The organism is Polynucleobacter sp. AP-Jannik-300A-C4 (genome assembly GCF_018688335.1).
Lineage (GTDB): Bacteria > Pseudomonadota > Gammaproteobacteria > Burkholderiales > Burkholderiaceae > Polynucleobacter.
On sequence record NZ_CP061316.1, the window covers coordinates 201,414 to 214,781 of the forward strand.

Below are 13,368 nucleotides of genomic sequence, written 5' to 3' on the forward strand. Positions count from 1 at the left end.
CTTTTTTATTAGCTCTTTTGAGAAGATTTTTATCTAGAAGGTAAATCCGAACGCGGATTTGAACTGAGCGGCGATTTCATCTTTGCTCATTTGGTGATTTTGTGGTCCCTGATGGGTAATTTTGATTGAGCCCATCAAACTGGCTAAGCGGCCAGTAGTTTCCCAATCCATGCCATTTTCCAATCCAAATAGCAATCCACCTCGGAATGCATCACCGCAACCGGTTGGATCAACTACTTTTGCTGCAGGTACTGGCGGAATTGCGATGCACTTACCTTCAAAGTAAATATCTGCACCTTCGGCACCCTTGGTCACGATTAATGCTTTCACCCTTTCGGCTACTTTGGCCAGACTCAAACCTGTCCTTTGAGAAAGCATTTCGCCCTCATAGTCATTTACAGCGAGAAAACTCGCAATATCCACCAGCTCTAATAGTTCTGGACCATTGAACATTGGCAAACCCTGGCCTGGATCGAATACAAATGGGATACCTGCTTCAGCTAATTGATGGCAGTGTTCCCACATTCCTTGACGACCGTCTGGGGCGACAATGCCGAACTTTGCTGCGTCTTTAGTATTCTTTTTGCGCTCTGCCACTACTGCAGAAACTTGGTTTAGATGGGATTCGCCCATTGCACCGGGATGAAAAGCAGTAATTTGATTATTAGCTTGATCAGTTGTGATCATGGCTTGGGCAGTAAATGCCTGCTCAATCTGCCGAATATGTGTCGCATCAATCTTTAGTTGCGTAAGGCGATCAAAGTAAGGGGCGGCATCACCACCTACTGTTGCCATAATGATTGGGTCGCCACCGAGAAGACTGAGGTTATAGGCAATATTGCCTGCACAACCACCAAATTCACGGCGCATTGTAGGGACCAAGAATGCAACGTTAAGGATGTGAATTTGCTCAGGCAGGATTTGATCGGCAAATTTGCCTTCAAAGTTCATGATGGTGTCGTAAGCGATGGAACCGCAGATCAAGCTGGCCATAAATAATTACTTTCTAATAAAAATCAATTGAAATGAGTGTGAAGTGGAATCTGGAGCCTACTTTTCAGGGTAAAAAATTCTAACGCGATAGCCTGCAGCATTTTGTGGAAGAGAAATTGGGAGTTCAGAAGAAAAAATTTCACCAGAAGGCGCACCTTGGTTTAAAAAATCAGTATGTGATTCTTGCCAAGCGCTTGGTAACCATTCTTGCGGTGTAAATTGAATCGATTTAATCTCGGATTCCTCTGCATCTGTGAGTGTAATTTCTAAATTTGGAAATAAAACTGATAATGCGAGACGATTTTGCAACTGAACTTGCATTACAAATTGATTTAAATCGTTTTTAAGGCCCTCTCGCGCGTTTTCAGGCGAAAGAGTGACAGAAGTTATTTTCCATGCAGCAAAATCGCTTACAGAGCGATTTACGCACCTTAGTGCGCGGCACAATTGTTCGTCCAACTTCTGTAAAAGAGAAAAAGCACTGCTTGCTATCGGAGAAGAGCTGCCATCGACACGTGTTGCTAATGCCGGCAACAAAGAATTTCTAGAAAGATGCTCACCAAAAACAATGAGCAAGATTAAAAATAGGCTGAGAAGAATTAACTTAAGACTTTTTTTTTGAGCCGGCACAGAGGCATCTGTGTTTTTGCTGGTCAAATTTTCTGTATTGCCCTTTTCAGGAAGGGTGCCGTGCAAACAGACCCAACCTTCACTTTCTTTCCAGACGGAAAGGTTTAACCATTGGCTATAGGTGGCTATGACTTCTTCTGCTTGACGAGCTAGCACCCCAGACAACACAATTTTTCCACCCGGACGCATTTTATTTACCAAGGCTGGGGCTAAAACTTGTAGCGGATTGGCCAAAATATTAGCCATGACGATATCGTATTTAGTTTCTGCAGCAAGTTCTGGCGCATTTTCATTGGGCAGAACAAAACGAATCACCGTATTGTTGATTTCTGCATTGCTACGTGCCGCAACCATGGCTTGTGGATCAATGTCGGTTCCAACAACGGGATTGCAGCCCAGTTTTGCAGCAGCGATTGCCAGAATTCCAGATCCGCAACCGTAATCCAAGAGACTTTGGTTATGTAGTTGTGTATTTTGTTCCAACCAAAGAAGGCAGAGATGGGTTGTTGGGTGACTGCCAGTGCCAAATGCTAGGCCTGGATCTACCGCTAAGCAAATTGCATTCGGGTCAGTAGGCGCAACATGCCAGGAAGGTACTACCCAAATACGCTCGCCAATCTGAATTGGGGTAAATTGGCTCTGGGTTAAGCGGACCCAGTCCTGCTCCTCAACAATCTTTTGTTCAGGAGTGGGAAGATTGAATCCCGCTTCCTTGAGGGATGCAAGGAGCTCAGGAATGAAATTCACCGCTCCTGAGTCGTCTAACTCAGGATTAAACAGCGCGGTGACTGAAGAGCGATCCCAGGCTTGAACCTCTGGTGAGAGTCCTGGTTCTCCATAAAGCGGGTTTTCATCATAGCCACCCGCAGCATCGTCTTCAACGGTGACAGAGAGTGCACCCACTTCCAGCAATGCATCACCCAAAGGTTCAGCAATTTCTGCAGGTACCGTGAAAACAAGTTCACGATAAGACATGCTTACTCCACATCAACATCACTTAACGGCGGCTTATGGCTTGCCGCGACTAGCGGCTTGCTCTTCTAGGCGGTGCTCCAGATAGTGAATGCTGGTTCCGCCCTCTATAAAGTTTGGATCGAGCATGAGTTCGCGATGGAGTGGCACATTAGTCGTAATCCCATCAATCACCATCTCAGAAAGCGCAATCTGCATACGACGAATCGCTTGTTCGCGAGTATTGCCGTAAGAAATCAATTTACCAATCATCGAATCGTAATTGGATGGCACTACATAGCCACTGTAGGCATGTGAGTCGACACGAATGCCAGGACCACCTGGCATATGGAATGAACCAATTTTGCCTGGGCTTGGTGTGAACTTGAATGGATCTTCCGCATTGAGACGGCATTCGATAGCGTGACCACGGAAAACGATATCTTTCTGGCGATAGCTGAGTTTTAAGCCAGCAGCGATGCGAATTTGCTCTTGGACGATATCGACGCCAGTAATCATTTCAGTAACTGGATGCTCAACTTGAACACGGGTATTCATCTCGATAAAGAAGAATTCACCGTCTTCATACAAGAATTCAAAAGTACCAGCACCGCGATAACCAATTTTTCTACAAGCTTCTGCACAGCGTTCGCCAATCTTAGCAATTAAGCGGCGATCAATGCCAGGTGCTGGAGCTTCTTCAATGACTTTTTGATGGCGACGTTGCATCGAGCAATCACGCTCACCTAACCAAATGGCATTTCCATGGGTATCAGCCAAAATCTGAATCTCTACGTGGCGAGGTTTTTCTAAAAACTTCTCCATATAGACTTCTGGGTTGCCAAAAGCACGGCCAGCCTCTTCTTTGGTCATATTGACCGCATTCAGAAGAGCGGCTTCGGTATGTACTACGCGCATACCGCGGCCACCACCACCGCCAGCGGCTTTAATGATGACTGGATAGCCAACACGTTTTGCCGTAGTAATAATTTCTTTTGGATTGTCTGGCAATGCGCCTTCTGATCCAGGAACGCAAGGAACGCCTGCTTTGATCATGGCGCGCTTAGCTGAAACCTTATCGCCCATGAGGCGAATTGAAGCGGCAGTTGGGCCAATAAATGCAAAACCGGATTTTTCAACGCGCTCAGCAAAGTCAGCATTCTCAGACAGAAAGCCGTAGCCAGGGTGAATCGCTTCAGCATCTGTCACTTCGGCTGCTGAAATGATGGCAGGCATATTGAGGTAGCTCAGCGGTGACGGGGCCGGTCCAATGCAGACTGCTTCATCTGCAAGCTTCACGTATTTAGCTTCTTTATCTGCGGTTGAGTAGACCACCACAGTTTTAATTCCCAACTCGCGGCATGCGCGTTGGATACGGAGAGCAATTTCTCCGCGATTGGCAATCAGAATCTTATCGAACATGTCGGCTCTGAGTTAAGTAACGGTGGATTGGAATAGATCTAAAAGAGATCTATTAAGCGATGATGAACAGAGGCTGGTCAAACTCAACACCTTGGCCGTTCTCACACAGAATTTGCTTGATAACACCGGCTTGCTCGGATTCGATCTCATTGAGTAGTTTCATCGCTTCAATGATGCACAGCGTTTGCCCTACTTTGACTGTATCGCCAACTTTGACAAAGTCAGGAGACTCAGGATTTGGTGCGCGATAGAAGGTTCCTACCATTGGTGAGCGAGCTACAAAACCAGTTTCAGCAGGCGCTTCTTCGGCAGTCAATGCAGTAACTGCTGGCGCTGCGGCAGGAGCAGCTTGCATTACCTGAGCTGGGGCTGGATTGGCGTAAACCACTTGACCGGCTGGAGCTGGAGATCCGGCATTCACAATGCGAACACGATCTTCACCTTCATTCACTTCTAGTTCAGAAATTCCTGATTCAGAAACAAGGTCGATTAGGGTTTTCAGTTTTCTCAGATCCATGGAAGGACTTCCTCTCTTGTAATTCTTAATTAATCTTTATTTTTGTAAACGTACGATTGCTGCTTGCAAGGCCAATTCGTATCCAATTGCCCCTAGTCCGCAGATCACGCCAGTGGCGATATCCGATAGATAGGAATGTTTGCGGAATTCTTCACGCTGGTGAATATTGGACAGGTGTACTTCTGTGAATGGGATGGCTACTCCAGCCAAGGCATCACGTAAGGCAACGCTAGTATGGGTAAAGGCGCCTGGATTAATGATGATGAAATCCACCCCATCTTGTTTGGCTTTTTGAACTCGGTCAATGAGCTCGCCTTCGTGATTGCTTTGGAAGGTTGTTAAATCGACTGAGTGGGACTTGGCGATTGTGCCAAGCTTCGTATGAATATCTTCTAGAGTAGTTTTGCCATAAACCTCTGGCTCACGGGTGCCCAATAAGTTGAGATTGGGGCCTTGAATAACAAGAATTGAAGTATTTTTCGACATAGATCGATATTTTTAGAGGCAGTTAGGTTTAATTACGTAAATACAGCTTTTCTCTAAAACTGCTTACTTCATGAAGAATCCCCCTCATGTAGCACAGGCAAAGTATACCCCTAGAGCTCGATGATCAGTTCAAAAAATAGGGCAAAAATGAGCTATTTTTGGTGATTTTAAGAGCAAATATTGAAAAATATGAATAGAAAATGCCTAATTCCTGCCCGAATCTTATTTGGTAACAGTAATTAAAAAACCTTATAAAGCGGATTTAATTGATTTTCTGAGCTCTTCTTCGCTTATCTTCCCTAATTTACTGCTAGTGGACTTACCTTGACTGTTGATGATGATGGTGTAGGGTAAGGCGCCCTGAGAGTTGCCCATTTGCTTGGATAGATTGCTGCCTTCTAGTCCACCAATCACAATGGGATAGGAAACTGGGGTCATTTCTAGGAATTGGCGAATATTGGAGGGTGAATCGATGCCGATGCCGACAAATAAGACATTTTGAGTCTTAAACTCGGCTTGTAATTTGTCTAAAGTGGGCATTTCTTCAACACAAGGAGGACACCAAGAGGCCCAAAAGTTGACTACAAGTACTTTTCCTTGCCATTGCGCCGTGTCAACTGGTTTGCCATCAGCTGTTTGCCATGGGTTGGCAAAAAAGGCTTTGATAGCTGGGTCACTTGCCAAGCCAGTTTTGTAAATCCATTGCGAAGTCAATACTCCTGCAAGGAGGGCTACAAGACTAATTCCGGCGATGCTAATCCACTGTCTTCGGTTCATTGCTACTCCTTAGCTAAAATTCCCCAATGCATATTCATATCTTGGGCATTTGCGGTACTTTCATGGGCGGCATTGCCGCAATCGCTCGGCAGGCCGGGCATCGCGTAACTGGCTGTGATGCCAACGTCTATCCACCAATGAGCACGCAACTTGAGGCTCAGGGTATTGAGCTCATTGAGGGATTCTCGCCCGACCAATTATTACAGTTTGAGACTATGCCTGATTTATTTGTAATCGGTAACGTCGTTTCTCGTGGCAATCCGCTGATGGAGGCCATCCTGAATCAAGGGCTTCCTTACACATCTGGACCCCAGTGGCTTGGTGAGCAAGTATTGTTTGAAAGGCATGTATTGGCTGTTGCTGGCACTCACGGTAAAACGACTACCTCTGCCATGTTGGCCTGGATCTTAGAATTTAATGACTATAAGCCAGGCTATTTAATTGGCGGAGTGCCATTGAATTTCACGGTATCTGCTCGTCTGGGTGAGAGCAAATACTTTGTGATCGAGGCAGATGAATACGACACCGCCTTTTTTGATAAACGCAGTAAGTTTGTCCACTATCGTCCGCGCACCGCTTTATTAAACAATCTTGAGTTTGATCACGCCGATATTTTTGCTGACCTGGCTGCAATCGAAACGCAGTTTCATCATTTAGTCCGTACGGTGCCGGGAAATGGTCTTGTGGTTGTGAATGGTGAAGAGCCTGCGCTAGAGAGAGTGATTACTCGAGGTGCTTGGGCGCCTGTTGAAAAGTTTGGTCAAGATAAACACAATGCTTGGTCTCTGATTTCTCAAGCGGCAGATGGCTTCGTTGTTTTGCAGGATGGTAAAGAAGTTGCAGCGGTGACCTGGGCCCCAGACTCTGGTGTCATGGGTCGACATAATCAACTCAATGCATTGGCAGCGATTGCTTCTGCAAACCATATTGGCATTGCTCCAACTGATGCAGCACGTGCTCTTGCTGAGTTTAAGAATGTGAAACGTCGCTTAGAAACGATTGGCGTAGCAAATGAGGTGACGGTCTACGATGATTTTGCGCATCACCCAACTGCAATTATTACTACAGTAGATGGCTTGCGTCGTCGCGTAGGGCAGTCTCGAATTTTGGCAGTATTAGAACCGCGTTCTAATACGATGAAACTCGGCGTCATGAAAGCCCAACTACCTAATAGCTTAGAGGCGGCTGATAAGATTTTTGCTTATGGTGCTAACGCTGGTAAAGATTCTTTGGGTTGGGATTTAAACGAAGTTTTAGCCCCATTAAATGTCAAAGAAAAAGCTCGTGCCTTGGCCTTTGATGATTTAAGTGCGTTGGTAGATGCAGTGGCAAAAGAAGCAAAGCCTGGTGATCACATTTTGGTGATGAGTAATGGCGGTTTTGGTGGTGTGCATCAAAAAATATTGACCGCAATACAAGAGAAAGCAAAGTAATGAGTATGAGACTAAAAGATAAAGTAGCCATCATTACTGGGGCCGCAAAAGGGATTGGCTTTGCAACGGCAAAGCGCTTTGCACAAGAGGGTGCAAAAGTCATGATCACGGATGTGAACCCTGATGCAGTGAAGGCTGCAGTTGATCTCATTCCTGGCTCGGAAGCTTTTGTCATGAACGTGACTGATCGTGCAAGTATTGAAGCAGCTGTTGATCAAATCATGCAGCGTCACGGGCGCATAGATATTTTAATTAACAATGCTGGCATCACACAAGATGCACGCTTAGTCAAAATGACGGAAGCGCAATTTGATACGGTGATTGATATCAATCTCAAGGGTGTATTCAATTGCACACAATTGGTTGTACCGCACATGTTGGAGGCAGGCAAAGGAGCCGTCGTTAATGCCTCTAGTGTTGTGGGTATTTATGGAAACTTTGGACAGACAAACTATTCAGCAACGAAGTTTGGTGTGATTGGATTCACTAAAACTTGGGCGCGTGAATTAGGTCCAAAAGGTATTCGGGTTAATGCAGTGTGCCCAGGCTTTATTGCGACTGAGATGGTCAAAGCCATGCCAGAAAACATCCTAAAAGATATTGAAAGACGCAGCTGGCTGGGTCGCCTAGGTACTCCCGAAGAAATGGCGAACGTGTATTTATTCTTGGCGAGCGATGAAGCTAGTTATGTCAATGGCGTTGCACTTGAGGCCAGCGGCGGGATCTCTCTCTAAGCATGCATCTTTTATATGAAGAGGGTGGTGACATCAAAGTCGCCACAGTCCAGTCCACCTCGGGCGCCGGAGACGCTGAATCTTGGCAAGCAACCAGTCTTTCCGGTAAGAAGATTAAGTTAAAGACTAAAGAAGTTTGGCTTCGTTTTGAAAAGCCAGAACCACAAGCATTAATGGATGAGGCGAACACCTTATCTAAAGAAATTGATCTACAGTTCCTATGGGATTGTGCACCTGATGAAGAGTTTGGTTTAGTGGATGTTGCACAAGAGTACTTTGGTGCTCAAGCAAGTATCCCGCAACAAACGGCACTAGCCATTGCCTTGCAAGGTGCGCCGGTATTTTTCCGTCGCAAAGGTCGGGGACGTTTTCAGAGGGCGCCGTTAGAACAGCTGCAAGCTGGTCTGGCCGCTTTGGAACGTAAGCAAAAGGAATTAGAGCGGCAGGCTGCGTGGCAAAAAGAGCTTGTAGCTGGCGTGTTTCCAGAGACGCTCAAGTCTCAAGCAAATCAACTCTTGTTTTCTCCCGATAAAAATACCTCAGCTTACAAAGCATTAATTGCTGCTTGCACTGAGGCAGGAGAATCTCCTGCCCAATTGATGATCCGCTGTGGCGCGATTGATTCACCCTTGCAATATCACCAAGGCATGTTTTTAAAAGCCCATTTCCCTCAGGGTGCTGCACATGATCCAAGCTTGGTAGTGGACCAGTCTGTATTGGACGTCATCATTTCAGAGTTACCTTTAGCTGAAGTGACTGCTTTCTCGATTGATGATTCGGGTACTACTGAGATTGATGATGCTTTATCGGTTACTGCACTTGAGGGTGGCGGACATCGCATTGGTATTCATATCGCTGCCCCTGGTTTGGTGATCGCTAAGGATGATGCTTTGGATAAGGTCGCACGCACGCGTATGTCGACCGTGTACTTTCCTGGCGACAAAATTACGATGTTGCCCGATGCGGTGATTGCCCTGTTCTCATTGGATGAGGGTGCCGCTCGACCAGCTTTATCGATTTATGTGGATATCGATTCGACTGGAATCCTGGATAAGGAATCTTTGCAATTACGTGCTGAGATGGTTCCCATGGGATCAAATCTTCGTCTAGAAAATTTAGAGCATTTGGTGACGGAGGAAAGTCTGACTGATGAATCATCTGACTATGCGTATCGTCAAGAGCTCAGTGTGTTGTGGACCGCAGCAAAGTTATTGCATGCAGGGCGTCAAGAGCAGCGCGTCGCCAATGGATTGCGTGCTGAGCAATTAGGAGTTTTGGATCCTAACGCTTTAGCAAGAGACTTTCATTTTCAAATCAAAGAAGTCGATGGTACGCAGCGAGTTGGGATTACGCCTCGTCAGCGCGGTTCCATCCTCGATACCATCGTTGCCGAGTGGATGATTTATTGCAATAGTGCCTCAGGGCGCTTACTGGCAGATCATGGGGTGCCTGGTTTGTTCCGCACCCAAAAGGGTTGGGGCCCGTTGCGTACACGCATGCAGACGACACCTGGTCCTCATGAAGGGCTGGGTTTGGAGTATTACGCTTGGTGTACATCGCCATTGCGTCGCTATTCCGATTTGGTGAATCAGTGGCAGTTAATTGCGATAGCTAAGCATGGCATCACCGCCAAGATGGTAGCGCCATTCCCGCCGCGAGATGCCGCCTTAATGGGTATTGCTGCCGACTTTGAAGCTTGCTATTCAGCCTATGGTGAATACCAAGGCCGTCTTGAGAAGTATTGGTGCTTACGTTGGGTTTCTCAGGATGAAGTTCCTAAGCAGGTATTCGTAAGGCACCTTAAAGAAGGAATGTCGCGTGTTGAACCTATTCCACTGCATTTACCAATCCCAGAATTGGCTACCTACCCGCGTATGACCAGAGCCGAAGTGAGTATTGCTGACGTAGATCTCCTACAACTCACTGCTGGGGTACGAGTGCTTCATGTTGAGACACCAGAAGTTCCTGAGAGTGATGCAAGTCCAACCTAAGTTTGCTCAGTTAGTGGCGCGCTTAGATGGGGGTTGGTATCGCTATCCATTTGCTTATGCGCTAGGCCTCTCTATTCTGGCTCACCTTATCTTTTTATCTTTTCGCTGGGGCATTGGAGAAATAGAAAATCGTCGTTTAAATACACCGCTGAGCGTTGTTTTGGTGAATGCTAGCAATCAAGTGGCGCCCAAGGAGGCCAATAAATTGGCGCAAGCGAATTTACATGGAGGGGGCAATACTGCTAATCAAGATGCCAGTGCGCTTCATCGCGCAAGACTTGGTGCAGATGCTCGCCTAGAGGTTTTAGAGAAACAACAAAAACAAATGCTAGCTAAGCTTGAAGCAGAGCGAGCACTAGCAGGTGGTCGTAAAAGTGGAGATGAGCAAAAAGCAGTATCCCAGTTGAACTCTTTAGAAGCTGAGCTGGCCAAGCGTTTGCAGGCGAATGGCCGCGAACCCCGACGCAAGGTCTTGACTGGAGCTAGCACCAAGACGGTTGTATTTGCGCAGTATTACGATGCTATGCGTCAAAAAATCGAGGCCTATGGGAGTGCATTTTTCCCACGAGCAAACGGGCGCCCTCTATACGGCAGTTTGGTGATTGTGGTGAGTGTCGATGCCCAGGGGCGGATTGCTAATAATGCTCAGGGCAAAGATGGTCTGAGTATTGGACGAAGCTCTGGCAATCCCGAGTTAGATCGTCAGGCCTTAGCAATTGTGCGTGCTTCTGCCCCCTTTGGAATTTTCTCTACAGAAATGCGCAATCAGATTGATATCTTGGACTGGGTATCTACTTTTGATTTCACAAGAGATGGATCTGATCGCTTAGATCTGCGCCCGTAATTCAGTAGACGCCACTCAATTTCGCTTATCCTGTAGTCACTATGATTCAAGCTACTTCCGCCGATTTGCAAATCAATCCTACCGACTTTCCCGGAGTGGATGTTTATGCGGTCGCGGGTAATCCAATTTCGCACAGTAAATCACCCGTCATCCATAAGCGGTTTGCTGAGCAGTCAAATCAAAAAATACACTACGGTCGTTTGCAGCCTGCACTTGATGAATTCAAAATCGCTGCGCAAGCCTTCTTTGCCGCTGGTGGTAAAGGTATGAATGTCACTGTGCCATTTAAATTAGATGCTCAGGCTCTTGCAGATGCATTAACACCTCGTGCGCAGCTCGCTGGCGCTGTAAATACTCTACGCATTGAAGATGGAAAAATTTTTGGTGACAATACTGATGGCGCTGGTTTAGTTAGGGACTTATTGGCGCAGGGTATTCAGATTAAAGGAGCTCGAATCCTATTATTGGGGGCGGGCGGCGCTTCTCGCGGAGTGCTTGGCCCATTGCTAGAGCAGTCTCCCAAAGAGTTGATCATTGCCAATCGATCAAATACTAAGGCCGATGAACTGGTTCACTTGTTTAGTGATGTAGCTGGCTCCTTTAATGTTGCGCTACAAGCAGTCTCATTAAGTGATCTTGAGGATGCTGGTAGGACTACATCTCCTTTTGATCTTATTATTAACGCTACTGCAGCAGGCTTATCCGATGCATCGCCGATTAGCGATGGGGCAGCAAGTAATATTTTTACTCCAAAATCTTTCGCCTACGATATGGTCTACGGCAAGGTCACCGCCTTTATGCAGCAAGCATTACATCGCGGCGCACGGGTAAGCGATGGCTTGGGCATGCTGGTAGAGCAGGCTGCTGACGCCTTCTTAATTTGGCGTGGTGCTACGCTTGCTAATGCGATTAATCCTCGCGTCGTATTGGCAGAACTTCGTACTTCCTAGTTTTTAGCTGAGCTTCGATGCGCTGGCTTTCTTACCTTCTGAAATGCTTGCTGGGTAGTTTTATTGCCATGCAAATGTACTTTGTCATTCAGATTGGTTTGTGGGCAGCGCTGGACCCAGACAGTACTGCATTTCAGAGGGCAGAGCGATGGCGCCTTTGCGGTCTGTCTTGGTCTTGCCCTGTGCAGTCAAGCTGGGTTCCTTACGACAAAATCTCTGCCAATCTCAAGCGTGCTGTTTTAGTGAGCGAAGATGACATCTTCTTTCAGCATTCGGGTGTGCGGGTGGAGGATATGAAAAAAGCTTGGACTAAGAACTCACAGCTTAATCAGCAGGGTGGTAAATCCAAAACCGCTTTACGTGGTGGTTCCACAATCACACAGCAACTAGCGAAGAATCTTTTTCTCTCTTCCGAACAGAATTATTTTCGCAAAGCGCAAGAGCTGATTATTACGGGACTACTTGAGGTTATGCTATCTAAGCAGAGGTTGTTCGAGATTTATCTAAATTCAGTAGAGTGGGGCGAGGGCATCTTTGGTATTGGTGCCGCTTCTCAACATTACTATGGAATAAAACCGGCATTACTGAATCGCGAACAGGCGGCAGCCTTAGCCTCTGCATTACCAGCCCCAAAATGTTTCGACAAAGCGCAGTATTGCCGCAAAGCCAATATTCATTTCCCTACAAGACAAGACTTTATTTTGGAAAATATGGATAGAGTAGCTCTGGCACCAACTCCAAAACCAAAGACGCGTTAGGTCTGCTGTAGGTCGACACGACTTCTTTTATTTAATGGCTGCCGCTCTTAATGCATCTCTCGTAGTGATGGCTACTTTTCTGGCTGCTTCAGCAAAATCATTGCCTGAGCTTGCATACAAGATTGCTCTGGAGGAGTTGATCATCATCCCTATGCCTGGTTTGTTGGGGATTTTTCCAGCCTGAACAGTAGCATCGATATCGCCACCTTGAGCACCAATACCTGGAATAAGCAAAGGCATCTCGCCCACAATCGCTCGCACCTTGGCGATTTCCTCTGGGAAGGTTGCGCCAACCACGAGACTGATTTGGCCTGAGGTATTCCATTTCTGTGCGGCTAGCTTGGCGACGTGTAAATAAAGCGGTTCACCATTCGGGGCCACATTCAAGAACTGAAGGTCTGACCCCCCCGGATTGGAAGTGCGACATAAAACAATCACGCCCTTGCTGGCATGTTTTAAATAAGGCTCTATTGTGTCAAAGCCCATATAGGGATTGACAGTAACCGCATCTGCACCATAACGTTCAAAAGCCTCTAAGGCATAGTGGTCGGCAGTGCTGCCGATGTCACCACGCTTAGAGTCCAAGATGACTGGAATATGGGGGTACTTATCTTTCAGGTATCTAGTCAGCTTTTCTAGTTGGGCTTCAGCTCTTTGCGAAGCGAAGTAGGCAAATTGGGGCTTAAAGGAGCAGGCGGTATCCGCAGTAGCATCAGCGATCTCGCGGCAGAACTCAAAAATCCCTTCAGGCTTACCCTGAAGTACAGTGGGTAAGCGCTTCGGATCTGGATCAAAGCCCACGCACAACATGCTGCCTTGGGAAGCCCATGCGGACTGGAGTTGTTGGCTAAAGGTATTTGGGCTAGAGTTCATTGGAATTGA

The 13,368-nt window shown here is 46.7% G+C and carries 13 protein-coding genes and 1 pseudogene; 6 read left to right on the forward strand and 8 right to left on the reverse strand.

Going from position 1 to position 13,368, the window contains the following annotated elements; translation table 11 throughout:
• Window positions 1–33: 33 nt before the first annotated feature.
• The 7 genes and pseudogenes from FD975_RS01110 to FD975_RS01135 all read right to left on the reverse strand — a co-directional run bounded on the left by FD975_RS01110 (window position 34) and on the right by FD975_RS01135 (window position 5,776).
• Complete coding sequence (locus FD975_RS01110; RefSeq protein ID WP_215302459.1) at window positions 34–993, reverse strand: carbohydrate kinase family protein; 960 nt, start codon at window positions 991–993, stop codon at window positions 34–36.
• 57 nt (window positions 994–1,050) lie between these two features.
• Window positions 1,051–1,623, reverse strand: a complete 573-nt coding sequence (locus tag FD975_RS10440; protein WP_251371436.1) for a DUF3426 domain-containing protein — start codon at window positions 1,621–1,623, stop codon at window positions 1,051–1,053.
• A 45-nt stretch (window positions 1,624–1,668) separates the two neighbouring features.
• Window positions 1,669–2,598, reverse strand: a pseudogene (prmA, locus tag FD975_RS10445) (50S ribosomal protein L11 methyltransferase); the annotation flags it as partial.
• Between the two features lie 33 nt (window positions 2,599–2,631).
• Window positions 2,632–3,996, reverse strand: a complete 1,365-nt coding sequence (gene accC, locus FD975_RS01120) for an acetyl-CoA carboxylase biotin carboxylase subunit (protein WP_215302461.1) — start codon at window positions 3,994–3,996, stop codon at window positions 2,632–2,634.
• Between the two features lie 52 nt (window positions 3,997–4,048).
• Window positions 4,049–4,513 (reverse strand): acetyl-CoA carboxylase biotin carboxyl carrier protein, encoded by a 465-nt coding sequence (gene accB, locus FD975_RS01125; protein ID WP_215302462.1) that lies wholly within the window; start codon window positions 4,511–4,513, stop codon window positions 4,049–4,051.
• Window positions 4,514–4,549: 36 nt separating this feature from the next.
• Window positions 4,550–4,999, reverse strand: coding sequence for a type II 3-dehydroquinate dehydratase (aroQ, locus tag FD975_RS01130; protein ID WP_215302463.1), 450 nt, complete (start codon window positions 4,997–4,999; stop codon window positions 4,550–4,552).
• Between the two features lie 249 nt (window positions 5,000–5,248).
• Window positions 5,249–5,776 carry a TlpA disulfide reductase family protein gene (locus FD975_RS01135; RefSeq protein ID WP_215302464.1) on the reverse strand — a complete coding sequence of 176 codons (528 nt, stop codon included), beginning with the start codon at window positions 5,774–5,776 and terminating at the stop codon, window positions 5,249–5,251.
• A gap of 26 nt (window positions 5,777–5,802) precedes the next feature.
• On the opposite strand from FD975_RS01135, the gene mpl reads away from it, so the two are divergent.
• Genes mpl through mtgA form a run of 6 tightly spaced genes read left to right on the forward strand, consistent with a single transcriptional unit; the run spans window position 5,803 to window position 12,486 of the window.
• Complete coding sequence (gene mpl, locus FD975_RS01140) at window positions 5,803–7,209, forward strand: UDP-N-acetylmuramate:L-alanyl-gamma-D-glutamyl-meso-diaminopimelate ligase (protein WP_215302465.1); 1,407 nt, start codon at window positions 5,803–5,805, stop codon at window positions 7,207–7,209.
• 5 nt (window positions 7,210–7,214) lie between these two features.
• Window positions 7,215–7,943: a 3-oxoacyl-ACP reductase FabG gene (gene fabG / locus FD975_RS01145; RefSeq protein WP_215303722.1), complete on the forward strand. Its 729-nt coding sequence runs from the start codon at window positions 7,215–7,217 to the stop codon at window positions 7,941–7,943.
• Between the two features lie 2 nt (window positions 7,944–7,945).
• Window positions 7,946–9,934 (forward strand): ribonuclease catalytic domain-containing protein, encoded by a 1,989-nt coding sequence (locus FD975_RS01150; RefSeq protein ID WP_215302466.1) that lies wholly within the window; start codon window positions 7,946–7,948, stop codon window positions 9,932–9,934.
• The gene (locus FD975_RS01155) at window positions 9,918–10,778 is read left to right on the forward strand and encodes an energy transducer TonB (RefSeq protein WP_215302467.1); all 861 of its coding nucleotides are present in this window, start codon (window positions 9,918–9,920) and stop codon (window positions 10,776–10,778) included. The genes FD975_RS01150 and FD975_RS01155 overlap by 17 nt, the downstream gene beginning before the upstream one ends.
• Window positions 10,779–10,819: 41 nt before the next feature.
• Window positions 10,820–11,728 (forward strand): shikimate dehydrogenase, encoded by a 909-nt coding sequence (gene aroE / locus FD975_RS01160; RefSeq protein WP_215302468.1) that lies wholly within the window; start codon window positions 10,820–10,822, stop codon window positions 11,726–11,728.
• Window positions 11,729–11,745: 17 nt separating this feature from the next.
• Window positions 11,746–12,486, forward strand: coding sequence for a monofunctional biosynthetic peptidoglycan transglycosylase (gene mtgA / locus FD975_RS01165; RefSeq protein ID WP_215302469.1), 741 nt, complete (start codon window positions 11,746–11,748; stop codon window positions 12,484–12,486).
• Window positions 12,487–12,513: 27 nt separating this feature from the next.
• Here mtgA and pyrF read toward each other — a convergent pair whose 3' ends face one another.
• Complete coding sequence (gene pyrF / locus FD975_RS01170; RefSeq protein WP_215302470.1) at window positions 12,514–13,359, reverse strand: orotidine-5'-phosphate decarboxylase; 846 nt, start codon at window positions 13,357–13,359, stop codon at window positions 12,514–12,516.
• Between the last annotated feature and the right edge of the window lie 9 nt (window positions 13,360–13,368).

What these genes read in the sequence shown, in the direction of transcription:
- FD975_RS01110 (WP_215302459.1), bottom strand. Translation starts at nt 993, where the DNA reads ATGGCCAGCTTGATCTGCGGTTCCATCGCTTACGACACCATCATGAAC.
- accC (WP_215302461.1), bottom strand. Translation starts at nt 3,996, where the DNA reads ATGTTCGATAAGATTCTGATTGCCAATCGCGGAGAAATTGCTCTCCGT.
- accB (WP_215302462.1), bottom strand. Translation starts at nt 4,513, where the DNA reads ATGGATCTGAGAAAACTGAAAACCCTAATCGACCTTGTTTCTGAATCA.
- aroQ (WP_215302463.1), bottom strand. Translation starts at nt 4,999, where the DNA reads ATGTCGAAAAATACTTCAATTCTTGTTATTCAAGGCCCCAATCTCAAC.
- FD975_RS01135 (WP_215302464.1), bottom strand. Translation starts at nt 5,776, where the DNA reads ATGAACCGAAGACAGTGGATTAGCATCGCCGGAATTAGTCTTGTAGCC.
- mpl (WP_215302465.1), top strand. Translation starts at nt 5,803, where the DNA reads ATGCATATTCATATCTTGGGCATTTGCGGTACTTTCATGGGCGGCATT.
- fabG (WP_215303722.1), top strand. Translation starts at nt 7,215, where the DNA reads ATGAGACTAAAAGATAAAGTAGCCATCATTACTGGGGCCGCAAAAGGG.
- FD975_RS01150 (WP_215302466.1), top strand. Translation starts at nt 7,946, where the DNA reads ATGCATCTTTTATATGAAGAGGGTGGTGACATCAAAGTCGCCACAGTC.
- FD975_RS01155 (WP_215302467.1), top strand. Translation starts at nt 9,918, where the DNA reads ATGCAAGTCCAACCTAAGTTTGCTCAGTTAGTGGCGCGCTTAGATGGG.
- aroE (WP_215302468.1), top strand. Translation starts at nt 10,820, where the DNA reads ATGATTCAAGCTACTTCCGCCGATTTGCAAATCAATCCTACCGACTTT.
- mtgA (WP_215302469.1), top strand. Translation starts at nt 11,746, where the DNA reads ATGCGCTGGCTTTCTTACCTTCTGAAATGCTTGCTGGGTAGTTTTATT.
- pyrF (WP_215302470.1), bottom strand. Translation starts at nt 13,359, where the DNA reads ATGAACTCTAGCCCAAATACCTTTAGCCAACAACTCCAGTCCGCATGG.